The sequence below is a fragment of the Halomonas jincaotanensis genome (assembly GCF_018448785.1).
In the GTDB taxonomy this organism is placed as follows: Bacteria; Pseudomonadota; Gammaproteobacteria; order Pseudomonadales; family Halomonadaceae; genus Halomonas; species Halomonas jincaotanensis.
In genome coordinates this window covers 380632-406434 of sequence record NZ_JAHCLU010000003.1, presented here as the reverse complement: position 1 = coordinate 406434, position 25803 = coordinate 380632, and the positions used below count along the sequence as shown (strand labels likewise).

The window sequence follows — 25803 nt, the reverse complement described above, 5'->3', positions numbered from 1 at the left end:
CATTCTGGATAACGCCAGCATGCATCGTTCCCATGCCTTTGGGCGAAAGCGGCTGGAGTGGTTGAATCATCGCGTTCATGTCATCCATTTGTCGGCCTACTCGCCGGAGCCGAACCTGATCGAAATCCTCTGGCGTCGGATCAAGTACAGCTGGCTACCACTGACCGCCTACGAGAGTTTTGCCACGCTATGCAGCGAGGTGAACCGAGTGCTTGGTGGCTATGGTAGCGAATACACGATTACTTATGCATAGGCACTTAATAAGCTCGGGATTGGCGGCGCGCCATTCGGCGGTGAGCTCGCCGCGAAAGGCCTTGGCGAGGATGGACTGAGTCATGAGCGGTCCTGATTGAGTATGGAGATGTAGGCTCGGTAGGAGTAGATCCGGTTGCGCTTCTGTCCGGTGACCTCGTAAACGATGCCGAGCATCTCTTCGAGAGAGAGCAGCACACGACCGACGGCGGCCGGCGTCAGTCCTGTGCGTTCACTGAGGTGGGCGACATTGGCAATGGGTTGCTGGAAGAACGCATCGAGCAGCAGCCCCGCCGAGCCGGCCTGGCGCCCCAGCTCACCGAGGCGCGCCTTGTCCTGCTCGCGCAGCTGGTTGAGCCGCCGGGCCATCGCCACCGCCTGGTTGGCGGTATCGGCCACCGCGTCCACGAAGAACAACAGCCAGGCCTCCCAGTCACCGGTCACTCGCACCTGCTGCAGGCGCTCGTAGTAGACCTGGCGATGCCTCTTGAAGAATACCGACAGGTACAGCAGGGGCTCGTGGAGGATGCCTGCCTCGACCAGGATGAGCGGTATCAGCAAGCGCCCCAGACGCCCGTTACCATCCAGGAATGGGTGGATAGTCTCGAACTGCACATGGCTCAGCGCGGCCTTGATCAATGGATCGGTGGCCTCGGGTAGGTCATTGATGAAGTGTTCCATCGCCGACCAACAGTCGGCGATGCATTGATGCGGCCCTGCAGCTTGCCGCCCAGCGCCAGGGGCGGCCGGGGTGGTAGTGGCTCGGGGATGAACGCCTGACAGCGCACGCCGCCGGCGATGCTGTCGACATAGTGGCCTGTGAGTCCACGTTCCATGGAACTCTACCTCACCGCGCGAAAGCGGGTCTGGGTAAAATAGCGTCACGCCTTATTTTAAGTTATGGCCGGAATTAAAATAAGGCTCGGCATTATTTTAACTTCGCCGCTCTAGTCGCTGCCTGACGGTTAGCATTGCCGATTCTTCCTGCATTGCTGTCATTCTTGGGCCTCTACGCCATCACTTTTCCGTACCGGCTCACGCTTCTGAGTTCAAGCCTTAAAGGGCTCATACAACCTCGCCTGAAACCCGATGAAGACCTCGCGGATATTCTCGACGCTGCCGAGTTCGGCGATGGCATCCGTCGGCGTCTGGTACTTGAGTTCGATCAGTCCAGGCAGCTTATTCTGGGCGAGTTCGCCGACGCCGTCCCGAATGTAGTGGTCGAGTACGAAGCTCAGGAACTCGCGCTGGCGATAGTCGTAATCGAAAAAGAGTCGTTCCCGGTGGGTCGCCACGCGCTCCTCTCGGCTGAGCGGCGGCAATGAGAAAGCGATGTAGGCCAACACATCGAAAAGATCGCTCTTCTCGGCGTCGACCATGCGGCCAATGTGCTTGAGCTGTTCGGTCCCGTAGCCCTTCTCGGCCAGGGTATCGAGCAGTGCCTGACGGGTGTTCGGTCGGCTCCAGAGCCGGCGTAGCTCGTCCTCGTCGTGGAAGAGTGCCGGGAGTTCACCGAAAAGTTGCCTGATGAAGTCGGCGGCCGACATCGGCTTACCGTCCGGGCTCCAGAAGGTGGTGGCGCTCATGTGCTGGAGCTGGCGGAACTTGCCGGGCGCCAGTTCGACCTCGACGACAGACTTACCTCCGCCGCACTGACAGGGTGCCTCGCCGCAGACCGGGCAGGGTTCCGGTGGCTCCTTCTCGCAGGTACAGGGGCGATTGCCGCAGGTTTCGCAGGGCTCGGGCGGGCTGACCAGACAGACGCAGGGCGTCTCGCCGCAGCGCTTGCAGGGCTCGGGCGCCACCGGGTCGCCGTCCCATTCCGGGTCGTTGAAATGTTCATAGGCGCGGACGAAGTCGAGGATGGTGAAGTAGTCCTTGCCGTCGAACAGGCGCGTACCGCGGCCGATGATCTGCTTGAACTCGATCATGGAGTTGACCGGGCGCATCAGCACGATATTGCGGATGTTGCGGGCGTCGACGCCGGTGGAGAGCTTCTGCGAGGTGGTGAGGATGGTGGGGATGGTCTTCTCGTTGTCCTGGAAGCGGCGCAGGAAGCGTTCGCCCTCGGCGCCGTCGTCGGCCGTTACCCGCACGCAGTAGTTGGGCTCCGGGCTGGTCTTAAACTGGTTGATCAGGTCGCGCACCGCCAGGGCGTGGGCCTGGTTGGCGCAGAACACCAGGGTCTTTTCCCGCTGGTCGATCATCTCCATGAACACCTGCACCCGGTACTGTTCGCGCTCCTTGATCGTGATGATCTGGTTGAAGTCGGGCTCGGCGTAGTGCCTGCCCTGCTCTACCTCGCCCTGGACCACCTTGTCGTCGGGCGTGTAGACGTAATCGTCCAGGGTGGTGGCGATCTGGCGCACCTTGAACGGCGTCAAGAAACCGTCGTTGATGCCCTCCTTCAGCGAGTAGACATAAGCCGGCTCGCCGAAATAGGCGTAGGTGTCGGTATTGGTACTGCGCTTGGGGGTGGCGGTCAGGCCCAGCTGCACGGCCGGGGCGAAGTACTCGAGGATGGCCCGCCAGCTGCTCTCATCGTTGGCACCGCCGCGGTGGCACTCGTCGATGATGATCAGGTCGAAGAAGTCCGGCGGGTAGTCGCCGAAGCTGGGTGCCGGGTTGCCCTGATCGTCGCGGCCGCTCATGAAGGTCTGGAAGATGGTGAAGAAGAGGTTGCCGTTCTTGGGCACCCGGCCCTGCTTGCGGATCGCGTCCGGCGCGATGCGCACCAGCGCATCCTCGGGGAAGGCGGAAAAACTGTTGTAGGCCTGGTCGGCGAGAATATTGCGGTCGGCCAAGAAGAGGATGCGTGGCCGGCGGCGAGTGTCGTCGTCGCCCTGCCAGGCCGCCAGGTTCCAGCGGCTGTGGAACAGCTTCCAGGCGAGCTGGAAGGCGATGGCCGTCTTGCCGGTGCCAGTGGCCAGCGTGAGCAGCACGCGGAGGCGGCCGGCGGCGATGGCCTCCAGTGCCTGGTTGATGGCGTTGTGCTGGTAGTAGCGCGCCTGCCACTGGCCGCCGTTGTCGTGGAAGGGTATCTCGCCGAAGCGCTCGCGCCAGGAGTTCGGCTCGGGGAAGGTCTCGGCCCAGAGCGCCTCCGGCGTGGGATAGGCGGCAACCAACCCTTCCTCGCCGGTATGCATATCGACCCGGTAGAGCCCGAGGCCGTTGGTGGCATAGGCGAAGCGGGCCTGCAGCCTCTCGGCGTAGCGCTTGGCCTGGGCCAGGCCCTCGGTGACGGGAAGGTCGCGCTTCTTGGCCTCGATCACCGCCAGTTTCTGGCCCTTGTAGAAGAGCACATAGTCGGCGATGTCGCCGCGGGTGCGCTGCCCGGCGCCCTGCAGCCGCCCCAGGGTAATGACCTCGCGCCGCACCCGGCTGCCCGCCACCACGCCCCATCCGGCCTCCTTCAAGGCAGGGTCGATCAGCTCGGCGCGGGTATCGGCTTCGTTCATCGGGTCAACCCTTGTCCGGTCGGTGCACGATCAGGAGTCTTCCGGCTCCATAAACTCCACAAAATATAAGTTTATACTGAACAAAGCCAGTTTCGGTCTTTCTGGACCCACCGATGCTTCTGGCTTCTCAGGGGCTGGCGAGCATGTTCATGATCAGCCGGACCATGGTCTCCTTGTTGGCCGGGTCGGACTCGGCGATCAACAGCGTCAGGGCGGCGAGCCCCACGTCATTGACCACCACCTCGCCATGCGCATTGAGCAGGCGGTCGTTGCGGTAGAGAAAATCAACGAAGAGATAGGCCGCGCTGCGCTTGTTGCCATCGGCGAAGGGATGGTTCTTGACCACGAAGTAGAGCAGGTGCGCGGCCTTGGCCTCCACGGAGGGATAGGCCGGCTCGCCGAAGACCGTCTGATCCAGGTTGCCCAGCAGCGCATCGAGGCCGTCACCGCGCTCCCGGGCAAACAGTTCGGTGGCCTCCCCCTTGGCGATCAGCTCGGCCTTCAGCGAGGCGAGCGCGGCTCGGGCCTCTTTCAGGTTCGGCAGCCGGCCGCCGGCCTGGGCACGGGGTTCGGTTAACAGGCCCTCGTCGTAGCGTTGAAGCAGCAGGAAGGTCTGGGCGTAGCGGGTGACGATATCCACGAGGCCGCGGCCGCTGGCGGCATCCAGCGCAGGGCTGCCGGCGGTCTTGCGCACCAGGGCCATGGCGGCCTCCAGCTCGCGGGCGTTCTCCTCGAAGCGCTGGCGGTTCAGCGTCCAGCCCTGCGTCAAGTGTTCGCGCAGAGTGCGCGTAGCCCATATTCTGAAGCGGGTTGCCCGTGCGGAGCTGACCCGGTATCCGACCGAGATCACCGCGTCCAAGCTGTAGTGTTTGCGCTTGCGTTTAACTTCTCGCTGCCCTTCCTGCTGAACTTGTAAGAAATCCTTACACGTTGCCTCTTCCACCAGCTCGCCATCTTCGTAGACATTTTTCAGGTGCATGGTGATGTTCTGAGGCTTGACGTCGAACAGATCGGCCATTTGTGACTGAGTCAGCCAAACCGTCTCATGCTCGGCATCCAGCCGCACCTCGACCTCCTGATCGGCCTCCTGATAGATAACGATGGGTACCGGGCTGTTGTCGCTCATGCCGTCGCCTCCTCCACCGCCGCCTCGGCCTCCCTGGCCGTCAGCTCGCCGGAGAAGGCCTTCTGCAGCAGGGACTGCTTGAGTTCGGCAAGGGCGGCAAGTTTTTGCTGATAAATTGATTCAAGACGATTCAAGTCTGACAAAAGATTGTCAAGGATGTTTACGATTTTCTTCTGCTGCTTGATCGGTGGAACGCCAATCTTTAAATCTTTAATCATTCCAAGCTTGAGATATTTAGTCCCAACACCAATTGAAACTTCTTTAAGTCCCTTAAGACTTTTTACGAATTGGAAATACAAATATCGATATAATAAAATTTCCTCGTTTTTAATTGTTATTACATATGTGAGCTGATAGGCGTTAAATTTGCCAAAATAGTGCTTTACATTAAAGTCCCCTGATGCATTATTGCCAGCTAGCAAGATCGCCTCACAGTCAAAAGCAATTTTATCAATTTTGAATGTTTCTCGAGAACAAGTGAAAAATGGATACGCACCACCTTTAACCGCAGCATTAGCATTGAGTTTACCAGTTCTTATATCAACGAGATCACCAAGTGATTGCGAGTTAGCCTCAACTGCATTCAGATAACTTTCAAAAAGCTCTCGCACATTGGTGAGATTCTTCTCGGTATTGGCAACAACCGTATCGATTCCCTCTAAAGCCTCATCAAGTAGGGAGACGATACGCTTTTGTTCAGCCAGCTCTGGCAGAGGAAGCTCTAATTCCTCGATAAATTCCTTGGGAACACGTTTGTGCCCCACGGCGCCAGACATGACACGTGCCCCGGCATCCCGCACGCTATCCTGAGAAAGGAAATAAAACAGGTATTCTGCATCCAGCTCTACATTCGGCCGCATCACGATGAATTCACTGGAGCCAAAACCAACCCCATTGCTCAATCCGCTGGCAATCCCCAGCTTTCCATTCTCGAAGCAAGGGGTGATCTTGGCGAGAAGGACATCGCCATCGGCAAAGTAGGTGTAGCCACCTGCCACTTCCTCGAGTGTCCGGTCCTCACCCAGTTCCAGTACCTTCTTACGTACTCCCAGGTTATTCATGGGCACGAACGACACGAGATCATCTGGATTGAGCCTTTGCCTGGCTTCCTTCTTCGGCGGCTTGAAGGTGCAGACTTCTTCGAGGCGCACGCTCTTCCACCCTTCCCTCATAACATCCCCCGAATGCCTTCAAGGATCTCCTCGGCCTCGCGGTCCAGGGTCTCGATCTCGTTGATGATGACCTCGGGGTCGCGCAGCGGCGCTGCCTCGGCCTTGTTGGGGTTCTTCACCGAAAGATCGAAGGTGTCGCGGTCCAGGTCGTCGACGCTGACCTTCCAGGAGTTGTCGGAATCGGCGAAGGTGGCCTGCAGTTCGACGAACTCGGCCAAGTCGTCGTCGTTGAGCGGGCTGGTCTTGCCCAGGCTGCGGCCGGGGTCGAGCTGGTAGTACCAGATATCGCGGGTCGGGACGCCCTTCTCGAAGAACAGCACCACCGTCTTCACGCCGGCGCCGAGGAAGGTGCCGCCGGGGCAGTCGAGGACGGTGTGCAGGTTGCAGCTCTCCAGCAGCTCCTGGCGCAGCGCCCTCGAGGCGTTGTCGGCATTCGACAGGAAGGTGTTCTTGATCACCACCGCAGCGCGACCGCCGGCTTTCAAGCGCTTGATGAAGTGCTGCAGGAAAAGGAAGGCCGTCTCGCCGGTCTTGATCGGGAAGTTCTGCTGGACCTCCTTGCGCTCCTTGCCGCCGAAGGGCGGGTTGGCGAGGATGACATCGAAGCGGTCCTTCTCCTGCAGGTCGGCGAGGTTCTCGGTCAGGGTGTTGGTGTGCACCAGGTTGGGCGCCTCGATGCCATGCAGGATCATGTTCATGATGCCGATGACATAGGGCAGGCTCTTCTTCTCCTTGCCGAAGAAGGTGCGGTTCTGCAGGGCGTCGAGCTGCTCGGTGGTGAGCCGGCGCGGCTCGTCGCTATTGATGCCATAGCGCAGGTAGTCGTGGGCCTCGCAGAGGAAGCCCGCCGATCCCGCCGCGCCGTCGTAGAGGCGCTCGCCGATACGTGGGTCGATCACCCGGATCATGGCGCGGATCAGCGGGCGCGGGGTGTAGTACTCGCCGCCGTTGCGCCCGGCGTTGCCCATGTTCTTGATCTTGGCTTCGTAGAGGTGCGAGAGCTCGTGTTTTTCCGCCTGGGAGCGGAACTGAAGGCTGTCCACCAGTTCGAGGGCGTAACGCAAGCTGTAGCCGCTCTGGAACTTGTTGCGCACCTCCGAGAATATCTCGCCGATCTTGTACTCGATGGTATCCGGCCCGGTGGCGCGTTCGCGGAACCCTTGCAGGTAGGGAAAGAGGTCGCGATTGACGAAGTCGAGCAGGTCGTCGCCGGTCAGGGCGCTGTCGTGGTCGAGGTTGCCATCGCGGTCGCGTGGTGCCGCCCAGCTCGACCATTGATAGGGCGTGGCGATGATGAAGTCGAAGGCCTTGCCCGACAGGGTCGCGTTCATGGCGCGACGCTGCTCCAGGTCGTCCAGGTACTTGAGGAATAGCAGCCAGGAGGTCTGCTCGGTGTAGTCCAGCTCGGTGGCGCAGCCGGCCTCTTTCCACAACACATCGTCGATGTTCTTGAAGGTCTGCTCGAACATGGGGGTTCGCAGGTCCTTATCAAAGGTTGGCATGCAGACGGCCGCCGGGCATTGCCGGCGGCCGCATGAGAATCGTTGGGCTAATGCTACGCTGCAACAGCAGAGGTCGCCAATTGGCACATGTCGATGCCATCGACATATTTACCGGACGTGTCGAAAAAATCGCATTTCTTGAACATGTCGAGGCGACGTGTCGATGGCTGGACATCGCTCACAGCCGAACGCGCTCCATGAAGCCGCCCCAGAACAAGCGCTTGCTGTCGAAGGGCAGGTCGGCCTGGTTCATCATGTCGCTGAGGCGTGGATCGTCCATTACTTCGGCGAGAATGCGATCGCGCTCGTGGCGCGAGGCATAGCGAATCCAGGCGAAGATCACGGTCTCGCCAGGCTGGAGCTTGACACTCTGCGGGAAGGAAGTGTGTTCACCGGGCCGAATGTCGTCTCCCACACACTCGACGTATTCCAGGGCGCCGTATTCCTTCCAGATTTCTCCCGCGCGGCGGGTAAAGCGCAGGTAGTCGTCCAGCAGTTCGAGGGGGACCGGCAGGATAAAGCCGTCGATATAGCTCATGGCCTTCATCTCCAAGAACGCGGTGGCAACGCATCGGCGCTACCCCCTTGCATCGCGTGTCGTTAATGAAGAATGGGCCAGTGCGACCGGGTCCGCCAATCGCCTTTTAAGATCGCAATTGCTCGTCGAATACCGTCATCAGTTCACGCTTGTCCTCGAAGCCGATACCCGGCATTCCGGACATGGCAACGCCGCCCTCCTCGATCGGCGTCGAGTCGGCGAAGCCGCCGAACGGCGCGAAGACCCTCGGGTAGGACTCGTTGCCTCCCAGCTTGAGGCCGGCGGCGATGTTCAGGGCGAACTGGTGACCGCCGTGGGGAATGCATTGTCGTGGTGACCAGCCATGCTGGTTCAGCACCTCGAGCGTGCGCAAATATTCCACCAGGCCGTAGCTGAGTGCCGGGTCCATCTGCAGGATGTCGCGATCGGCGCGCATGCCGCCATAGCGCAGCAGGTTACGCGCATCCTGATGGGAGAACAGGTTCTCGCCGGTGGCCATGGGCGGCGCATAGTGCTCGCCAAGCTGCTGCTGCAAGGCGTAATCGAGCGGGTCGCCGGCCTCCTCGTACCAGCGAACCCCATAGGGGGCCAGGCCCTCGGCGAAGGCCAGCGCCGTCTTGAGATCGAAACGGCCATTGGCATCGACGGCGAGACGCGAGGCATCACCGACGACCTCGATTGCCGCCTCGACCCGCTCGAGGTCTTCCGCCAGGGGCACCCCGCCGATCTTCATCTTGGTGCAGGTGTAGCCCAGGTCGAGATAGTCGCGCATCTCGTCCTTGAGGGCGCTGACCTGTTTGCCCGGATAGTAGTAACCGCCCGCCGCGTAGACCGAGACTTTCGCATCGGTCGTCCCGTCGCCGTGGCGCTCGGCCAGCAGTTGCGCCAGTGATTTGTTTTCCACCTTGGCGACGATGTCCCACACCGCCATGTCGATGATGCCCACCGCCACCGAGCGCTCGCCGTGGCCGCCGGGCTTCTCGTTGGCCATCAACACGTTCCAGACCCGGAAAGGGTCGAGGTTGGTGCCGCTGTCGTCGAGCAGGGCCTGGGGCTCGGCGTCACGAAGCCGGGGCAGGAAGCGCTCGCGCAGCAGGCCGCTCTGCGCATAGCGGCCGTTGGAGTTGAAGCCGTAGCCCACCACCTGGCGGCCATCGACCCGCGCATCGGTGTAGATCGCCAGCACCGACACATCCATCTTGGCGAAGGAGATATAGGCATTGGCGATGTCGGAGGCGATCGACACCCGCGCCTCACGTATATCGGTAATTCTCATGCATGCCTCCTGGTTGGTATTGACTAGAAGAACAGACCCGTGGGCAGGCGCACATTAAGCACCTCCGTGAAGGTCAGGTAAAAACCGCCCACCAGCGCTAGGATGATCGGGGACCACATCAGCATGCGCTGCCAGGTGACTACCGTCTCGACCCTGGCCAGGTACCAAGTGAGCGCAAAGAAGGCGATGAGCGTGGTCAGCAGGAAACCCAGCACCTCGACCAGGCCCCACCAGAGAAAGAACCCGACCATCACCGTGACCAGCCGCCGCGGACTGCCCGTGATCTCGATCTGGCGGCCACTCGGTTTGATGAAGCCCTTGACGATCAGGGCGACCGAGATCAGTGTCAAAATCAACAGGATGGCGCGCGGAAAGATGATGCTCAGCCGACCGATGTCCGCCCGCGGGAACCACAGCACGGCGCCAAACACCAGGCCGAGAACGCCCGCGGCGATATCGGTATTGAGGCGCACAATCATGACGAGCCTCCGCTGTCGCTGTCCTCTTCTTCGACCTTGTCCAGCAACCCCTTGCGTGCCAGCCACATGGGCACCAGCGCGGTAGCTGCGCCCAGCAGCACCATTCCAGCGAGCACCATGGAAAGCGGATTGCTCACCAGCCGCAGCCAGGGAATCGGGTCGACGACCGCCGCCATCAGCGTCTGCACATACCCTTCCTCGGCAATTCCCCCGAGAATCAGCCCAAGCACGATGGGCGCGGCCTGGATGCCGATCAGCCGCAGAAAATAGCCTGCTGTGCCCAGGATCAGCATGATCCCGACGTCCAGCATGCTGTTGCGCAGCGCAAAGGTGCCGAGGATGGTCACCATGGCGATGCTCGGCACCAGGAAATAATAGGGCGTGCGAATCACCACGCGATGAATCACACGGCCACCCAGAAGCCCGACGGGCAACAGCAGCAGCGCCGCCAATCCCATGGAAAGAATGAAGCCGTTGGTCAGCAACCCCGACTGGGTGAAGAGATCGAGTCCGGGTCGCAGACCGTGCATCAGCAACACCCCGAGGATGATGGCATCGGGGGGCGCGCCGGGAATGCCGAGCGTCAACAGTGGCACCATGCTGCCCGCAACCATCACGTTGTTGCTCGACTCCGAGGCCACCACGCCGTCGATGTTGCCCTTGCCGAAGCTCTTGGGGTCCTTGGAGAAACGCCGCGCCTCGTTGTAGGCCACCAGGCTGGTGACATTGCCCCCGGCGCCGGGGATGATTGCAATGACCTGGCCGATCAAACACGAGCGGATCAGATTGGCGGGTTTGCTGAAGATATGCTTCGCGATCTTGGCGATGGAGACCTCTTTCTTGCGCAGCTCGCCACCGCCGGGCAAGGCCCCGCGCCCTTCCGCCGCCATGGTCAGCAACTCGGGAATCACGAACAGCCCGATCAGCGCCACGATCAGCTCGATGCCGCCTTGCAAGGGTGGATATCCAAAAGTGAAGCGACTCTCGCCACCGACCGGCGACACGCCGATCGTACTTAGCAGGATGCCGATACAGCCGCCCAGCAGGCCCTTGAGCAGTGAGTCGCTTGAAAGGCTGGCGACCAGGGTCAGCCCCAGCATCGCCACCCAGAACATCTCGGACGGCCCGAAGGCGACTGCCAACCGTGCCAAGGGTGGGGCGAGGATCAACAGGAAAATGACCCCGACGATGCCGCCCACCACCGAGGCGATGGTCGCCGCGGCCAACGCCTCATAGGCTCGGCCCTGGCGTGCCATGGGGTAGCCGTCGAAGGTGGTGGCAATGGACGAGGGGGTCCCCGGCGTGTTGATCAGAATGGCGGTAAACGCCCCGCCATAGATGGAGCCCATGTAGACCGCGCCCAGCGCGATCAACCCCTGCAGGGCCTCCATCGAGAAGGTGAAAGGCAGCAGCATGGCAAGCGCCATCGTGGCCGTGAGCCCCGGCATGGCGCCGATGAAAAGTCCCGCCGATACCCCTACCAACACTGTGAGAATGCTTTCGAAGGTCAGAAGGGAGGTCAACGCCTCCAGTAACATCTCCATGGATCACCCTCCCTTGTGGCCATGCGCGTGGCCATCATGGTGTCAAGACATGGTGCCAAGAAAAGGGGCCCCGCCCAGGAGCCCCGTGGAGGGAGAGGTGTTACTCGGCGTCTTCGAGGATCGGGCCGTAGGCCTCACGTAGCATGGCCATCACCTCGTCGACTTCATCACCGGTGATGTATTCCATCACGAAGCCCAGCGGCTCCTGCTTCTCGGTGATCTGGCGATTGGCCTCGGCGAAGGCTTCCTCAAGGGTTTCCACCACCTCGTCGGGGGTGTCCTTGGGCACCGCGACACCGCGGTAGGCACCGCCCACGATGTCGTAGCCCTGCTCCTTGAAGGTGGGTGCGTCGGGGAGCGCCTTGACGCGCTCCTCGGCGGCCACGGCCAGTACCTTGACGCTATCGGCCATCTCGGTGCCGAGCATGGTGTAATTGAAGATGCCGGCGACATGGCCGCCTTCCAGCGCGCCCTTCAATGGCCCGGTGCCGGAGAAAGGAATGTAGGTCAGATCGATACCGGCTTCCTTCTCGAAGCGCAGCATGTCCAGATGGTTGGCGCTGTAGGTGCCGCTGCCGCCCAGGGTGATGGCTTCGGGATTCTCCTTGGCGTCCTCGACGAGGTCTTCCAGGGTGTCGTAGGGGCTGTCGTCGGAGACAATCAAGGCGTTGGGCGTGGAGTGGAAGAAGGTCACGATCCGCCAGTTGTCGGTCTCGTAGCCGGCATCGTTACGCTGGATCGGCTGGCCGATGATATGCGGAATATTGACCCCGATGATCTCGTAGCCGTCGGGCTCGGCGCTGTTCTGGAACTCGCTCCAGGCCACGGCGCCCCCGCCACCCGGCCGGTGCGTCACATTGACCGACACGCCAAGCTCCTCTTCCAGGATCGGCTCCTGGAAACGCGCCGTCACATCGGACTCGCCGCCTGGATCGAAGGGAATGATGTAGGTGATGTCTTCTTCGGGGTACTCGGCCTGGGCCAGACCGGCAAGGCCCATGGCGGCGACGGCCGTCACGGACATCGCCAGCGTCTTGTAGGTGAACGTCATGGCATGCTCCGACTTGTTTGTAGTGTGTCGCGTTGTCTTCGTCGTTGAGGGTAGCCGTGCCAGCTTGTTGTCTCTGGCGTGGGTCTACCGAGTCGCACCACCTTCGACCAGCGTGGGTAGCCTCACCCTTCAAGCTAGCCAAGTTGTAAAAGTTGTCAAACGGTTTATCCCTCGAAGACGCGGCGTCGCGAATTGCTCAAGTGACGCTGCATGCAGAGCGCGGCACGCTCGGCGTCTCCGGCGAGGATGGCATCATGGATGTCGCGGTGCTCGACCTGCACCTCCGGCACGTGGTGCTCGGGGCGGCGCAAGCCGAGTCCGCGCGCCAGATTCTGGCCATAGTTGATGGCCGTCTGCAGCGACAGCAGGGTGTCGGAAAAGAACCGGTTATGCGTGGCATGGGCGATACACAGATGAAAACTGAAATCGGCGTCTACCCCCAGCGCATTGTCGCGAATGCGCTGCTCGAGCAGGGCCAGCGCTCGCGTCAATGTCGCCCGATCCTCTTCCGTCGCCTTGGCTGCCGCGAGTCGCGCCGCCTCGGTCTCCACGGCGATGCGAAACTCGAAGCAGCGCTGGATATCCGCCAGGCTTTCCAGCGGCGCGAACTCGAGCATGGCCCGATCGGGCCGGCGTTGCACGAAGCTGCCCGCGCCGCGATGCGAGCGAACCAGCGCGTCATCGCGCAGCCTGGCCAACGCCTCGCGTACGATCGGTCGAGATACGCCGTAGTGGGTGGCCAGTTGCTCCTCGGAGGGCAGGCGCTCACCCTCGTCGAATTCGCGCTGGATGAGCCGATCGACGATATCGCCGTAGACCCGGTCACTTAGCTTTTGTCCCTTGCCGTCCGGTCTTCCGCCAGACGTCTGCGTCGGCAAGCCCTGCTCCATAGATGAACGCATGCGCCTCCCCATGGTGTATGTTCCGTCAGCACCAACCCATCGACAGCATACGCCATCAACGGCTCGGCCTGTGCACGTCTGCCGGGGCATCAGGCATGATAGGCTTTTCAGCAGAACTTCCATCGAGAGCCCAACCATGACCGCTGCACGAATGCTCGAACGCCTGGTGGGTTTCCCCACCGTCTCGCGTGACTCCAACCTTGCCTTGATCGAATGGGTCGAGGCCTATCTCGACGACCACGGTGTCGAACACTGGCGCATCGAGAACGACGATGGCAGCAAGGCCAATCTGCTGGCCCGCATCGGCCCTGCCGTCGAGGGCGGCGTGGTGCTCTCCGGGCATACCGACGTGGTGCCGGTGGACGGTCAGCCATGGACGAGCGACCCCTTCGCCTTGGTCGACAAGGGCGAAGGCCGACTCTACGGCCGCGGCACCTGCGACATGAAAGGCTTCATCGCCTGTGCGCTGTCCGAAGTGCCGTCCTGGGTGAAGTTGAATCTCAAGGTGCCGATCACGCTGGCGCTCTCCTACGACGAGGAAGTTGGCTGTATCGGGGCGCCGCGCATGATCGAGCGCCTACTGGCCGACCATCCGCGGCCTGCCGCGGTGATCGTCGGCGAACCGACGCTGATGCAACCAGTGGTGGCCCACAAGGGTGCCACCAACCTGCGCACGACCGTGACCGGTCGGGCCTCCCACTCCAGCCAGGTGAACCAAGGCATCTCGGCGATTCATGTCGCCGCGCGGCTGGTGACCCGAATCGAGGATGTCATGACCGAGCTACGCGCCGAGGGGCGCGTGGACGAGGCCTTCAATGTGGTCCATTCCAGCCTCCACGTAGGGAAGATCCAGGGCGGCACGGCCATCAACATCATGGCCCGGGAGTGCAGCTTCGATTGGGAGATCCGACATCTGCCCAGCGACCGGTTCGAGGAACTGCTGGGCCGCGTGAACGACACCGCCGCGGAGCTGGAAGCCGAAATGCGCCAGCGTGCGCCGGAGACAGGCATCGTGACGGAGACGCTCAACACCACGGTGCCGGCGCTGGCCGATGACAACAACGCCGAGATACTGGCGATGTGCCAGGCGCTACTCGGCCAAGGGCCCGCCGGTGCCGTGGCCTATGCCACCGAGGCCGGACAGTTCCAGCGTGAAGGATTGCCCACGCTGATCTGCGGTCCGGGCAGTATCGCCCAGGCCCATCAGCCGGATGAGTATCTCGAGATCGCCCAACTCGAGGAAGGCGTGCGCTTCATGCAGGCATTGAGCAAGCGCTTGCAGCGCACGCCCTGAAATCTGGACACTCTTGAACCCTGAACAGTCTTGAACCCTGGACAGCCTTGAACCCTGGACAACACCCACACGCAAAAACCCCCGCACCGTGTTGCTTCGGGGCGGGGGGGTTGACTTTCCGCTCACTCGATACCGGGCCTCAGACTGGCCCGGCCGCGATCAGGCCAGTTCGCGACGACGAATCGGCGCGTCTCCCTCATCACGGCGGCGACGCGGCGCGCGCTCGGCGGAGGCACCGCCATCCTCGCTGATCTCCAGGGGACGTCCGGCCACCCGGGCGCGGCCCATCTTGCTCAGGATGCTGGCCGGCAACGAGCTGGGCAGCTCGACGACCGAAAAGGCGTTGCGAATATCGATACGGCCGATACGCGCGCCCTCGATGCCACCTTCGTTGGCCAGCGCCCCGACCAGTTGGCCCGGCTTGACGCCGTCCTTGTGGCCGACAGCGACACGATAGCGGGTCATGCCCTCGCTGCTACCGCGTTCACGGCGGGCCGGCTTGGCCCCATCACGGTCGGAAGGCGCACGCTCCTTGCGCGGTGCCTGCAGGCGACCGATCGGCGCCTCGTCGGCACGCGCCAGACGAGCAAAGGCGCAGGCCAGCTCGATGGGATCGTGTCCTTCCTCGACCAGACGCTCGACCAGCGCACGCTGTTCCTCAGCGCCCGCTGTCAAGGCGGCAGTGACGCTCAGACGGAAGATCTCGTCGCGATGGGCGCGGATGGCGGCTTCATCCGGCACGGCCATTTCGCTGAGCTTCTGGCCGGTGGCCTGCTCGATCCAGCCGACCTTGCGGCCTTCACGGAACCCAACGAAAGTGATGGCGACGCCCGTGCGGCCGGCACGGCCGGTGCGGCCGATGCGGTGGGTGTAGGCCTCGCTGTCCTGGGGAAGGTCATAATTGATGATATGCGTCAGGCGTGACACGTCCAGCCCGCGGGCGGCCACGTCAGTGGCGATCAGGATATCGACCTTGCCGCGCTTGAGACGCGTGATGGTGCGCTCGCGCAGGCTCTGGTCCAGATCGCCCGAGAGGCTTGCCACATTCAAGCCGCGAGCCGACAGCTGCTCCATCAGCGTGGTGCAGGCGGCACGGGTCCGCACGAAGACGATGGCGCCGTCGACGGGCTCTACCTCGAGGATACGGGCCAGCGCTTCCAGCTTGGCACCACCGTCTACACGGACCAGGCGCTGCTCGATGCTCGCTGCCGTCCCCACCGCCGAGGCGATGGCGACCTTGACCGGGTCGACCAGGTAGCGATTGACGATACGCTCGATTTCCGCCGGGAGGGTCGCGGAGAAGAAGACGCGCTGCGCCTCCTTGGGGGTGTCGGCGACCACGCGCTTGACGTCGTCGATGAAGCCCATGCGCAGCATTTCGTCGGCTTCGTCCAGCACCAGGGCGGAGAGGCCGTCAAGCTTCAGGCTGCCGCGGTCGAGGTGATCGATCACCCGGCCCGGGGTGCCGACCACGACCTGTGCGCCACGCTTCAGTGCGCCGAGTTGCTCGCGGTATTCCTGGCCACCACACAGCGTCGCCACTTCCAGACCCTTGAGGTTCTGGCCGTACTTGCTGAAGGAAACCGCCACCTGCTGGGCCAGCTCACGGGTCGGCGCCAGCACCAACACCTGTGGCTGACGACGCGTCAGATCCAGACGCGACAGTAATGGCAGGGCGAAGGCAGCGGTCTTGCCGGTACCGGTCTGGGCCTGGCCCAGCATGTCGCGTCCTTCCAGCAGTGCCGGAATGGTCTGCGCCTGGATGGGCGAAGGCACTTCATAGCCTTGCGCCACGACGGCGGAAAGAACATCAGGCAGCAGGGCAAGATCGCTGAAAGTCGGCGAAGCGACGGAAGTCGAGGTCATGAATCACACCTTGGTAAGCCGGTCTATCCGGCATAAAACATCAATGGCATCCCCTGACGCGGTCAATACGGTCAGTTGCCCTGCCAGAGGCAGAGCAGAACATCGGAGTCGGGGACGCCGGTCGCACCTGGCATACGGCACACGCCATCAACGCTGATGGCCCGATACCGCTGTGGCGACCGTCTGCGCCGGTCCTGCGAGAATCGCAAGACATCTAAAGGCGCTCCATCTACACAATTTCGAACGCGCGAAGCGATTAGCTCGGCGTTGCCGCGATCGCCTCTTTCTCGGCGCTGTATCAGCAGGAGAAGAGGCCGCGTCGTCATGATGGCGGGGTCAACACATGCGAGGAGGGCGTATACTACCATCGGCGAATGTTACTGGCCAGCCTTATCTGAACGTGCCTCTCAGTCCCAACCTGCCCTTTAATCTGAAAGCGTCCCGCCACGAATGCCTCGACCCGTCAAACGCTCTCGGTCGTGGGGGCGGTCTAGATCCAACACCGGTCCCTTGGGGACGATTCGCGTCGGGTTGATGGTGTCATGGCTGACATAGTAGTGGCGCTTGATATGGTCCAGCGAAACAGTCTCGGCCACTCCCGGCCATTGATAGAGCTCGCGCAGGTAGTTCGAGAGGTTGGGATAATCCTCGATCCGCCGCAGATTGCATTTGAAGTGGCCGTAATAGACAGCGTCGAAGCGGACCAGTGTCGTGAACAAGCGGATGTCGGCCTCGGTAAGCCATTCCCCGGCCAGGTAACGATTCTCGGCAAGCCGCGCTTCCATGCGGTCGAGTGATTCGAAAAGCGCCACCACGTGCTTTTCGTAGACCGCCTGCTCGGTCGCAAACCCCGACTTGTAGACGCCATTATTGATATGGTCGTAGACATCCGCATTCACCGCGTCGATGGTCTCGCGCAGCGCCTCGGGATAGAAATCGAGGTGGTTGCCGGTGAGCTCATCAAAGGCGCCGTTCAGCATCCGCAACAGTTCGGCAGACTCGTTGTTGACTATGCGTTGCTGCTCTTTGTCCCACAGGGCCGGCACCGTGACGCGACCGGTATAGTGCGGGTCCGTCAGGGTGTAGAGCTGGTGGTGATAGTCCACGCCGTTGATCGGGTCGCCGCTCGATCCCTCCTCGACGTTATAGGTCCAGCCCTTGTCGAGCATCAGGGGGCTGACGTGGGAGACCCCGATCACGTCTTCGAGCCCCTTGAGCTTGCGCATGATCAGCACGCGATGCGCCCAGGGGCAGGCCAGCGAGACGTAGAGATGGTAGCGCCCGCCCTGGGCCGGCAAGCCCGATTGACCGCCGGGGGCGGCGCGCCCATCCGCGGTGATCCAGTCGCGAAGCTTGGAAGATTCACGCACAAACTCACCGCCGTGCTTGGCAGTGTCGTACCACTGGTCGTGCCAGACGCCTTCGATCAACAAACCCATGAGTCGACTCCTCTGGATAAGAATAATGTCGCTCAGGGTAAGCCGAATTCCTCATGGCTCAAGCGCATGTTTTGCGCGCACTCATTCGACCTTATCGAACGAGCTGTCGACGTGGCACTGCTTCACCGCGTCCTTCAACGCCGAGGCCATGGCATGGGTGGCCGGCCCGGCCCTGTCGCGATCACGAAAGATCAGCTGGATCGGCGCCTCGCGGATACCCCCGGCGATAAGCGGCAGCGCCACTAGATGGCCCTTTTCGAGGGCCTCGCTGATGCGGGTTTCGGGAATCCAGGCGAAGCCCAACCCACGCTCGAGCATATCAATGGAGGACTCGAGATGGCTCAACGTCCAGCGCTGCTCCGCCTTGAGCCAGCCGGCATCCATCGACTGGCGCAGCGCTGAGTCCCGCACCACCAGCTGCCGATGCTGTTCCAGGTCGCGCAGGTCGAGCTTGCGCGCCAAACGATGCAAGGGGTGATCGGGGTGCGCCACGGCAATGAAATTGATGGTGACCAATGGCTCGCCCAAAAAGCCTTGGGCGGAGAGTGCCGACACCACCAGGTCGGCGCTGGCGTCGTGGAGCATCTCGATCCCCCCGTTGAGCACCGTCTCGTGAAGCTGTACCCGCACGTAGGGAAAAGCCTCCGAGAAGGTCGCCAGGGCCTGGGCCAGAGCATCGGGAGGAAATATTTGATCGATGGCCAGCACAATCTCGGCTTCCAGCCCCTCCGACAAGCGATTCGCCACCTCTTCCAGTGACGCGGCACTCTCGATCAACTGGCGCGCCCGGCGCAGCAACATCTCCCCCGCCTCGGTCAACCGCACCTGGCGGCCCACAGGCTCCAGTACTGCCACACCAAGCTGCTCTTCCAGTTTATGGACCGCATGGTTGAGGGTCGAAGGGCTCTTGTGAACCACTTCGGCGGCCCTGGCAAAACCACCATGGTCGATCACCGCCGCAAGCATCTGCCATTGGGCCAGGGTGACACGAGACATTTCGATTTCCTCGAATCAGTAAAGCGAAGCATGGGCTTAATCTTCGAGAAATCAGACGTCAGATGCCAGCCATCTCGACCATTTGCCCCCTATCGTCTGTCTGGAGCGAGTGATCTGAAGGCCCTGTTCCAAGCTGAAGGGGGAAAAGTAGCCGAAGGGAGCCTTGCAACCTCCCCTTTATTAGGACTATCATGGTTACGGTTGTTAACAAACACTGTTCATACAACAAGTAACATCACGCAAGCTTGGCGTTGCGTGACGACTTCCTGCTGCCCTGTACATCGGTACAGCCTAGGCATGCCGAACGTCATAGGTTATGGTTCTAGTGCCCTTAGTTTTCTTTCATCAGTCACTGGCCATTACCCCATGTTGCGAATCCTTCATTCGCTGCCCCGCACGCACAAATTTTTATTGTTACCGGTTGCCACCATGGTCACCGTGCTGGGTGCAGAAAAAATCGTCTCATCGCTGCAGGATGCCCAGCGCGAAGTTCAATCGCCTGACAGCGTATTTGTTCCCCTCGCCCCCAATGCTCGCCCTGGCCTTCCCTCTCTGGATCTTGACAGAAGCCCCGTTGCCGACGCCATCGAGATCGCGTCCCAGGCCCTGGACGCCACCCGCGAGCATGTTCCGCTTTCCCGCCTGACGCCCACTGAAGTGGTCGAGCTTTCCTTCATTGAATCGGCCAGTGCCGGCGGTGAAGCTGGCTTGCCGGCAGCGACGGATGAGCCAACCTTCGCTGCCGCCGCAGGCGAGCAAGCCGCCATCGAGGATGGAACGCTGCACATGGCCATCATCGTCGGCACCATCTCCAGCGGCATGCTCGATCAAGACACGCAGGACGTGGCAGCTGCCACTTCGTATGAAGATGTCTCCGAGCAGGAGCTGGATCTGTTTGCGGATGGCCCCATCATTCTCGAGGAAGAAATCGCCTCCAGTGATGCCTTCGTCCCCGAATGGCAGAGTTACGAAGTCAAGCAGGGCGATATCTTTGCCATCCTCGCCCAGAATCGCCTGGGATTGGGCTACAGGGAAGTCTTGAACTTGCTTGAAGCCACCGACGATCCGCGGATATTGACGCATTGGCATGCCGGCAACCACTTCGAGTACCAGCTCGATGAACAGGGTAAGCTATTGACGCTGCGCATGATGAACAATGCTCGCAGTGGCTTGTTGATCGAGCGCGAGCAAGACGCCTTCAAAGTAGCGTCTATCGAGCGCTCTGGCGAACCGACCCAGCGTCTTTTCGCCGGCACCGTCAGCGGCAGCTTTGCACGATCGGCCCAGTCGACCGGTCTCAACAGCACAGAGGTCGCAGAACTGGCCAATGTGCTGGAGAAAAAGCTCGATTTTCGCCGCGACACCCGTCGCGGCGATCGTTTTCAGGTGTTGATCGAGTCCGACATCATTGATGGCGAGACGCTGGATTCGCGCGTGCTGGCGATACAGTACGAAGGCGATCGAATGGACCTGACCGTGGTGCGCAACGCCGAGGACAACCACTTCTACACCCCGGATGGACAGAGTCTCGACCCGGCCTTCAGCCGTTACCCGTTCGAAGGCCGCTACCGGCTAAGCTCCAATTTCAACCCCAATCGCAAGCATCCGGTTACTGGTCGCGTCAGTCCTCACAAGGGAACCGATTTCGCCATGCCCATCGGGTCGCCGGTGCAAGCGCCGGCTAACGGGCGTGTTGAGAAGGTCGGCAACCATCCGTTGGCTGGGCGTTATCTCGTGGTTCGCCACGACAATGGCTACAAGACGCGTTACCTGCACCTTTCCAAATCGCTGGTCAAACGCGGCGAGCGGGTCGAGATGAACCAGCGGATCGCGCTCTCCGGCAACACCGGACGCAGCACCGGTCCTCACCTGCATTACGAGGTCCTGGTCAACAACAGCCAGGTGGACGCCATGAAGGTCGCCCTGCCCGAAAGCCAGAGTCTCGAGGGCGAGCGCCTGATGGCCTTCAAGGGCGAAGTCGAACCGATCCTGGCTGTGCTGGAAAGTGGCGAGACCGGCACCGTGGTCGCAAGCGCTCGCTCCGCCGAGGACGACGACGGCTAAGCGCCCGAAGTAGTAACTCACGACACACCTAGCGCCCCGCTCATCGAAGCGGGGCGCTAGGTGTGTGTTGTCCCTTTAAGCCGGGAGTCTTCCGTTTGGTCTCATCGCACTCGTCCCCTGCCCCACCCGCCGAGGGTGGCCGTCTGGCCCGTTTTCTCGGCGTGTTCCGTTACAGCCGCCGGGCTCTGGGACTGGTCTGGCAGACCTCGCGTCCGCTGACGCTGGGCCTGGCGCTCTGCACGCTGGTCGCCGGCGTACTGCCCGCGGTCGCGGCATGGATTGGGCAGTTGATCGTCGATGCTGTCGTCGCCGCCATGGAGGTGCACCGCGAAACAGGGCAGGTGGAATGGTGGAGCGTGCTGCGTTATGTGCTGGCCGAGGCCGGCGTCATTACCCTGATCGCCCTGGCCCAGCGCGGCCTCTCGGCTCAGCAATCGCTACTGCGCGCCCTGCTGGGTCAGAAGGTCAATGTCATGATTCTCGAAAAGGCCGGCGAACTGTCGCTCACGCAATTCGAGGATTCGGAGTTCTACGACAAGCTGACCCGTGCACGACGCGAGGCCTCGACGCGTCCGCTCGGCCTGGTCAATAAGACCTTCGCGCTGGCACAGAATGCCATCTCGCTGGCAAGCTTCGGCGTATTGCTGGTGGGCTTCTCGCCATGGGCACTGCTGGTTCTGACGATCGGCGCGCTACCGGTATTTCTTTCTGAAGCCAAATTCTCCGGCGATGCATTCCGCTTGTTTCGTTGGCGCTCGCCGCAGACGCGTATGCAGATGTATCTGGAAACCGTGCTGGCCCGCGAGGACAGCATCAAGGAGGTCAAGCTATTCGGCCTGGAGCCGTTGCTGCTGGGTCGCTATCGCGACATCTTCACGACGCTCTACGGCGAGGACCGTCGCCTGACGCTCCGCCGCGAGAGCTGGGGTTTCCTTCTCGGCCTGCTGGGAACCCTAGCCTTCTATGGCGCCTATGCCTGGGTCGTCATCGAGACGGTCACCGGACGACTGACGCTCGGGCAGATGACCATGTACCTGATGGTCTTCAAGCAGGGTCAGGCGGCCCTGTCGGCAAGCCTGACGGCCATCGGCGGCATGTACGAAGACAACCTCTACCTATCGAACCTTTACGAGTATCTCGAGCAGCCTGTGGCAGCGGAGTCAGGCACCCTCACTCATGGCGCCAGGCCCGGCGACGGTATCCGCTTCGAGAACGTGAGCTTCACCTACCCCGGGGCTCAGACCCCCGCTCTCAGACACGTCAACCTTCATCTAATGCCCGGCCACAGCCTGGCGCTGGTGGGCGCCAATGGCTCGGGCAAGACTACCCTGATCAAGCTGCTCACCCGTTTGTACGCCCCCGGAGAAGGCCGCATCCTGCTCGATGGCAGTGATCTTGGCGACTGGGACATCCGCTGTCTGCGTCGACGCATCGGGGTGATCTTCCAGGACTTCGTGCGCTACCAGATGAAGGTGGGCGAAAACCTGGGCGCCGGTGACGTGGAGGCCTTTACCGATGAAGCCCGCTGGAAGGATGCCGCCCAGCGCGGGCTGGCCGATGGCTTCATCAACGCGATGCCCGAGGGCTATCACACGCAACTCGGCCGCTGGTTCAAGGGCGGCCAGGAACTCTCCGGCGGCCAATGGCAAAAGATCGCCCTGTCGCGGGCCTGGATGCGCGACAGTGCCGACATTCTGGTACTCGATGAACCCACCGCCGCCATGGATGCGGCCGCCGAGGCAGCGGTGTACGCCGACTTCCGTGAGCACAGTCGCGACAAGATGACGGTGCTCATCTCCCATCGCTTTTCCACGGTGCGTGCCGCCGATCATATTCTAGTCGTGGATGGCGGCGAGATCCTCGAGCAGGGCGACCATGACCACCTGATGGCGACCAATGGCCGCTATGCACGGCTATTTCGCCTTCAGGCGCGGGGTTATCAATAAGCACCAGGGCAGCGCACGGGCCTGGCTGGCGTGCATCATCTTGCAGCGCAGCAGACCTGCGAGCGCGCTTTACAATAGACGCGCCCGACCATAAAGCCTTACAACATACTGATATTAAATATTTTTCATAAAACTGGCCGAAATACTGCTTAAAAGAAGATACATAACGGTAGGCGTGGACCAGGCTCCCTAGGCGTCGAATGACGGGAGTACGAGTGCGTCGAACCTGACCTTCAACGCTGAAGGACACGTTCTCGGATTCGCTACTCCGCCACGCGAGGCCTGCCCTATGGAAATCCTCAATAAAGCGAACAGGATTCGCCTGTTCAGTTTCAACACACCGCAAATGCGCGCCTTCCACTTCTCGTGGTTCGCCTTCCATATCTGCTTCTTCGGCTGGTTCGGCATCGCCCCCCTGATGGCGGTGGTACGTGACGACCTCGGCCTGACCAAGACCCAGATCGGCAACACCATCATCGCCTCGGTGGCGATCACCATCGTCGTGCGCCTGCTCATTGGCGTGCTCTGCGACCGAATCGGGCCGCGCAAGGCCTACACCTGGCTGCTCTGCCTGGGGTCGCTACCGGTGATGGGCATCGGCTTCGCCGACAGCTTCGAATCCTTCTTCCTCGCGCGTCTGGCCATCGGTGCCATTGGCGCTTCTTTCGTCATCACCCAGTACCACACCTCGATCATGTTCGCGCCCAATGTGGTGGGAACGGCCAACGCCACCTCGGCGGGCTGGGGCAATCTCGGCGGCGGCACCACCCAGATTCTCATGCCGTTGATCTTTTCCGGACTGTTGATGCTTGGCGTCAATGAAGCCTTCGGCTGGCGCCTGGCCATGATAGTGCCGGGCATCGTGCTGTTCGTTACCGGTGTCTGCTACTACCTCTTCACCCAGGACGCGCCCAATGGCAACTTCGAAGATCTACGTGCCAGGGGGGAACTGCCGTCGGCGAGCGGTGACAGCGGCGCTTCCCAGACCTTCATGGCTGCCGCCAGGGATTACCGCGTCTGGGCGCTGTTCGTGGTCTACGCCGCCTGCTTCGGCGTCGAGTTGACCATCAACAACATCGCCGCCATCTATTTCTTCGACAACTTCGACCTGACGCTGGCCACGGCGGGCATGATCGCCGGCCTGTTCGGGTTGATGAACATCTTCGCCCGCACGCTGGGCGGCATCTTCTCCGACCTCTTCGCCAAGAAGGCTGGCCTGAAGGGTCGTGTGCGCTGGTTGTTCATCGCCATGCTTTGCGAAGGCATCGCCTTGCTGTTCTTCTCGCAAATGCATGTGTTGACGCTGGCCATCGCGATCATGCTGGTCTTCAGCCTCTTCGTGCAGATGGCCGAGGGCGCCACGTTCGGCATCGTCCCCTTCATCAACAAGCGAGCATTGGGCGCTGTGGCCGGCATCGTCGGCGCGGGTGGCAACGCCGGGGCGGTGGCGGCCGGGTTCCTGTTCCGCTCCGAGTCGCTCAGCTACCAGCAAGGGCTCTTCTACCTGGGAATCGCGGTGATGATCGCCTCGCTGTGCGTCCTCGTGGTGCGCTTCTCGACGGAAGTGGAAACCGAAGAAGCCAAGGCCTACACAGACGCCGTGGGAGAAGACACCGGTGCCGGCGCCTTCTCGCTGCGCTAACCCGCCTCGCCATTGTTAACAGATCATGGCCAAAGGACTGCCCCGAGGGGCGCTCCTTTGCTTTATGGAATATTTGCGTCACCGACGACGACTGACCATGCTGATAGCTTTAACCCGCAAGAGGAAGGCTTCATGCAGGATCGCGTCTTATTGATCACCGGTGCTTCGAGTGGTATCGGTGCTGCGACGGCTCGCGCCGCCTCTCGTGAAGGCTACCAGCTAGTGCTGGCCGCTCGCTCCAACGACAAGCTCGAGGCACTGGCCAGGGAACTCGGGCCAGAAAATGTGCTTACGGTCAGCGTCGATGTCACCCTCATGGCGCAGCAAGAAGCCATGGTGGAACAGGCACTGGAGCGCTTTGGCCGCATTGATGGCGTTTTTGCCAATGCCGGTCGCGGTGGCTCGCCGGGTGGTTTCAGCAACGCTGATCCCGATGCCTGGCGGGCGATGATCCTGACCAACGTCTATGGGGTCGGACTGACACTGCAGGCCACTCTCCCCGCCCTGCGCAAGAGCCGCGGCCATATATTGCTTACCGGCTCGGCAGCGGGTCGAGCCACCATCCCGGGCTCGATGTACAGCGCCTCCAAGTGGGCCGTGACCGGCATCGGCTACAACCTTCGCGAAGAGCTTCGTGGCAGCGGCATCCGTGTCACGCTGATTGAACCCGGAATGGTCGACACCCCCTTCTTCGACGAGCGACCAAACCACGCTCTTCAGGATCGTGATATCGCCAATGCAGTGCTGTATGCGCTGGGTCAGCCATCTCATGTCGACGTCAACGAAATATTGATCCGTCCGACGCCACCCATCGACTAATACTTTAAAACTTGACCTGCATCAATATATTAGACATTTGACTAGCTCGACTAATTATTTAGTAACTTACGCCGAAAGTTAATGTGCATTAACGTACATAGCCATTATAGCGATCATACTGAAATTCGTTGAGCAAGGAATGCTCATACAGGGAAGATCGGGCCAGGAAGGCCCAGTGTGCCAGGGAGCACGGACAGGATGTCCGCGAAAGGAGGGCAGGGAGGCATGTTGGAAGCGTTGGCCCGGTCTTCCCCGAAGGCCGGGCCTTTTATTGGTTAAACCAAATGCTTTACAACAATGATATAACTTCTTGTTTTCTGTGTAAAAATCTTATTGCCTAGCATCCCCTACGAGTGATTCGTTACGGAAAAATTTCCGAGCCGTCGCGGTGCTTTTACACTATACTATTAACACAGGTTATAATTTTTTACATTTTC

The 25803-nt window shown here is 61.3% G+C and carries 21 protein-coding genes; 6 read left to right on the top strand and 15 right to left on the bottom strand.

Annotation, left to right across the window (positions count from 1 at the left end; genetic code table 11):
• Nucleotides 1-253, top strand: a 253-nt coding sequence (locus KG088_RS05100) for a transposase (RefSeq protein ID WP_213824403.1), incomplete at its 5' end; no start/stop codon positions are given.
• A gap of 80 nt (nucleotides 254-333) precedes the next feature.
• Here the strand turns inward: KG088_RS05100 and KG088_RS05095 are convergent.
• From KG088_RS05095 to KG088_RS05045, 12 genes are all read right to left on the bottom strand, one after another.
• On the bottom strand, nucleotides 334-933 hold the full coding sequence (locus tag KG088_RS05095) for a Fic family protein (RefSeq protein ID WP_406565584.1): 600 nt from the start codon (nucleotides 931-933) through the stop codon (nucleotides 334-336).
• Nucleotides 888-1088 (bottom strand): hypothetical protein, encoded by a 201-nt coding sequence (locus KG088_RS19920; RefSeq protein WP_319941387.1) that lies wholly within the window; start codon nucleotides 1086-1088, stop codon nucleotides 888-890. The genes KG088_RS05095 and KG088_RS19920 overlap by 46 nt, the downstream gene beginning before the upstream one ends.
• A 213-nt stretch (nucleotides 1089-1301) precedes the next feature.
• A complete protein-coding gene (gene hsdR, locus KG088_RS05090) occupies nucleotides 1302-3710 on the bottom strand; it encodes an EcoAI/FtnUII family type I restriction enzme subunit R (protein ID WP_213824401.1) in 2409 nt (802 codons plus the stop codon).
• Nucleotides 3711-3837: 127 nt separating this feature from the next.
• Nucleotides 3838-4836 (bottom strand): RhuM family protein, encoded by a 999-nt coding sequence (rhuM, locus tag KG088_RS05085; protein WP_213824400.1) that lies wholly within the window; start codon nucleotides 4834-4836, stop codon nucleotides 3838-3840.
• Nucleotides 4833-6008 carry a restriction endonuclease subunit S gene (locus KG088_RS05080; RefSeq protein WP_250148070.1) on the bottom strand — a complete coding sequence of 392 codons (1176 nt, stop codon included), beginning with the start codon at nucleotides 6006-6008 and terminating at the stop codon, nucleotides 4833-4835. The genes rhuM and KG088_RS05080 overlap by 4 nt, the downstream gene beginning before the upstream one ends.
• Nucleotides 6005-7510: a class I SAM-dependent DNA methyltransferase gene (locus tag KG088_RS05075; RefSeq protein ID WP_213824398.1), complete on the bottom strand. Its 1506-nt coding sequence runs from the start codon at nucleotides 7508-7510 to the stop codon at nucleotides 6005-6007. The genes KG088_RS05080 and KG088_RS05075 overlap by 4 nt, the downstream gene beginning before the upstream one ends.
• Before the next feature lie 178 nt (nucleotides 7511-7688).
• A complete protein-coding gene (locus KG088_RS05070) occupies nucleotides 7689-8048 on the bottom strand; it encodes a DUF1428 domain-containing protein (protein ID WP_213824397.1) in 360 nt (119 codons plus the stop codon).
• Nucleotides 8049-8154: 106 nt separating this feature from the next.
• Nucleotides 8155-9324 carry a mandelate racemase/muconate lactonizing enzyme family protein gene (locus KG088_RS05065; protein ID WP_213824396.1) on the bottom strand — a complete coding sequence of 390 codons (1170 nt, stop codon included), beginning with the start codon at nucleotides 9322-9324 and terminating at the stop codon, nucleotides 8155-8157.
• 23 nt (nucleotides 9325-9347) lie between these two features.
• Nucleotides 9348-9803, bottom strand: a complete 456-nt coding sequence (locus KG088_RS05060) for a tripartite tricarboxylate transporter TctB family protein (RefSeq protein ID WP_213824395.1) — start codon at nucleotides 9801-9803, stop codon at nucleotides 9348-9350.
• On the bottom strand, nucleotides 9800-11347 hold the full coding sequence (locus KG088_RS05055) for a tripartite tricarboxylate transporter permease (protein WP_213824394.1): 1548 nt from the start codon (nucleotides 11345-11347) through the stop codon (nucleotides 9800-9802). Before KG088_RS05055 ends, KG088_RS05060 begins: the two co-directional genes overlap by 4 nt.
• Before the next feature lie 100 nt (nucleotides 11348-11447).
• On the bottom strand, nucleotides 11448-12398 hold the full coding sequence (locus KG088_RS05050; protein ID WP_213824393.1) for a Bug family tripartite tricarboxylate transporter substrate binding protein: 951 nt from the start codon (nucleotides 12396-12398) through the stop codon (nucleotides 11448-11450).
• A 164-nt stretch (nucleotides 12399-12562) separates the two neighbouring features.
• Entirely contained in the window at nucleotides 12563-13300 is a 738-nt protein-coding gene (locus tag KG088_RS05045; RefSeq protein WP_213824392.1) for a FadR/GntR family transcriptional regulator, read from the bottom strand.
• Nucleotides 13301-13436: 136 nt separating this feature from the next.
• On the opposite strand from KG088_RS05045, the gene argE reads away from it, so the two are divergent.
• Entirely contained in the window at nucleotides 13437-14594 is a 1158-nt protein-coding gene (gene argE, locus KG088_RS05040) for an acetylornithine deacetylase (protein WP_213824391.1), read from the top strand.
• A gap of 159 nt (nucleotides 14595-14753) precedes the next feature.
• On the opposite strand, the gene KG088_RS05035 is transcribed toward argE, so the two are convergent.
• From KG088_RS05035 to KG088_RS05025, 3 genes are all read right to left on the bottom strand, one after another.
• The gene (locus KG088_RS05035) at nucleotides 14754-16460 is read right to left on the bottom strand and encodes a DEAD/DEAH box helicase (RefSeq protein ID WP_213824390.1); all 1707 of its coding nucleotides are present in this window, start codon (nucleotides 16458-16460) and stop codon (nucleotides 14754-14756) included.
• Nucleotides 16461-16885: 425 nt separating this feature from the next.
• Nucleotides 16886-17899: a glutathione S-transferase family protein gene (locus KG088_RS05030; RefSeq protein WP_213824389.1), complete on the bottom strand. Its 1014-nt coding sequence runs from the start codon at nucleotides 17897-17899 to the stop codon at nucleotides 16886-16888.
• Nucleotides 17900-17980: 81 nt separating this feature from the next.
• Nucleotides 17981-18895: a LysR family transcriptional regulator gene (locus tag KG088_RS05025; RefSeq protein ID WP_213824388.1), complete on the bottom strand. Its 915-nt coding sequence runs from the start codon at nucleotides 18893-18895 to the stop codon at nucleotides 17981-17983.
• A 366-nt stretch (nucleotides 18896-19261) separates the two neighbouring features.
• On the opposite strand from KG088_RS05025, the gene KG088_RS05020 reads away from it, so the two are divergent.
• From KG088_RS05020 to KG088_RS05005, 4 genes are all read left to right on the top strand, one after another.
• Nucleotides 19262-20959: a peptidoglycan DD-metalloendopeptidase family protein gene (locus KG088_RS05020; protein ID WP_213824387.1), complete on the top strand. Its 1698-nt coding sequence runs from the start codon at nucleotides 19262-19264 to the stop codon at nucleotides 20957-20959.
• Between the two features lie 95 nt (nucleotides 20960-21054).
• Nucleotides 21055-22905, top strand: a complete 1851-nt coding sequence (locus tag KG088_RS05015; protein WP_250148069.1) for an ABC transporter ATP-binding protein — start codon at nucleotides 21055-21057, stop codon at nucleotides 22903-22905.
• A gap of 289 nt (nucleotides 22906-23194) precedes the next feature.
• Nucleotides 23195-24547, top strand: a complete 1353-nt coding sequence (locus tag KG088_RS05010) for a NarK family nitrate/nitrite MFS transporter (protein ID WP_213824386.1) — start codon at nucleotides 23195-23197, stop codon at nucleotides 24545-24547.
• A gap of 132 nt (nucleotides 24548-24679) precedes the next feature.
• Nucleotides 24680-25366 (top strand): SDR family oxidoreductase, encoded by a 687-nt coding sequence (locus KG088_RS05005; RefSeq protein WP_213824385.1) that lies wholly within the window; start codon nucleotides 24680-24682, stop codon nucleotides 25364-25366.
• Nucleotides 25367-25803 lie beyond the last annotated feature (437 nt).

Bases quoted from the DNA above. Each gene is read 5' to 3' on its own strand.
- KG088_RS05095 (WP_406565584.1), bottom strand. From the start codon at position 933: ATGGAACACTTCATCAATGACCTACCCGAGGCCACCGATCCATTGATC.
- KG088_RS19920 (WP_319941387.1), bottom strand. From the start codon at position 1,088: ATGGAACGTGGACTCACAGGCCACTATGTCGACAGCATCGCCGGCGGC.
- hsdR (WP_213824401.1), bottom strand. From the start codon at position 3,710: ATGAACGAAGCCGATACCCGCGCCGAGCTGATCGACCCTGCCTTGAAG.
- rhuM (WP_213824400.1), bottom strand. From the start codon at position 4,836: ATGAGCGACAACAGCCCGGTACCCATCGTTATCTATCAGGAGGCCGAT.
- KG088_RS05080 (WP_250148070.1), bottom strand. From the start codon at position 6,008: ATGAGGGAAGGGTGGAAGAGCGTGCGCCTCGAAGAAGTCTGCACCTTC.
- KG088_RS05075 (WP_213824398.1), bottom strand. From the start codon at position 7,510: ATGCCAACCTTTGATAAGGACCTGCGAACCCCCATGTTCGAGCAGACC.
- KG088_RS05070 (WP_213824397.1), bottom strand. From the start codon at position 8,048: ATGAGCTATATCGACGGCTTTATCCTGCCGGTCCCCCTCGAACTGCTG.
- KG088_RS05065 (WP_213824396.1), bottom strand. From the start codon at position 9,324: ATGAGAATTACCGATATACGTGAGGCGCGGGTGTCGATCGCCTCCGAC.
- KG088_RS05060 (WP_213824395.1), bottom strand. From the start codon at position 9,803: ATGATTGTGCGCCTCAATACCGATATCGCCGCGGGCGTTCTCGGCCTG.
- KG088_RS05055 (WP_213824394.1), bottom strand. From the start codon at position 11,347: ATGGAGATGTTACTGGAGGCGTTGACCTCCCTTCTGACCTTCGAAAGC.
- KG088_RS05050 (WP_213824393.1), bottom strand. From the start codon at position 12,398: ATGACGTTCACCTACAAGACGCTGGCGATGTCCGTGACGGCCGTCGCC.
- KG088_RS05045 (WP_213824392.1), bottom strand. From the start codon at position 13,300: ATGCGTTCATCTATGGAGCAGGGCTTGCCGACGCAGACGTCTGGCGGA.
- argE (WP_213824391.1), top strand. From the start codon at position 13,437: ATGACCGCTGCACGAATGCTCGAACGCCTGGTGGGTTTCCCCACCGTC.
- KG088_RS05035 (WP_213824390.1), bottom strand. From the start codon at position 16,460: ATGACCTCGACTTCCGTCGCTTCGCCGACTTTCAGCGATCTTGCCCTG.
- KG088_RS05030 (WP_213824389.1), bottom strand. From the start codon at position 17,899: ATGGGTTTGTTGATCGAAGGCGTCTGGCACGACCAGTGGTACGACACT.
- KG088_RS05025 (WP_213824388.1), bottom strand. From the start codon at position 18,895: ATGTCTCGTGTCACCCTGGCCCAATGGCAGATGCTTGCGGCGGTGATC.
- KG088_RS05020 (WP_213824387.1), top strand. From the start codon at position 19,262: ATGTTGCGAATCCTTCATTCGCTGCCCCGCACGCACAAATTTTTATTG.
- KG088_RS05010 (WP_213824386.1), top strand. From the start codon at position 23,195: ATGGAAATCCTCAATAAAGCGAACAGGATTCGCCTGTTCAGTTTCAAC.
- KG088_RS05005 (WP_213824385.1), top strand. From the start codon at position 24,680: ATGCAGGATCGCGTCTTATTGATCACCGGTGCTTCGAGTGGTATCGGT.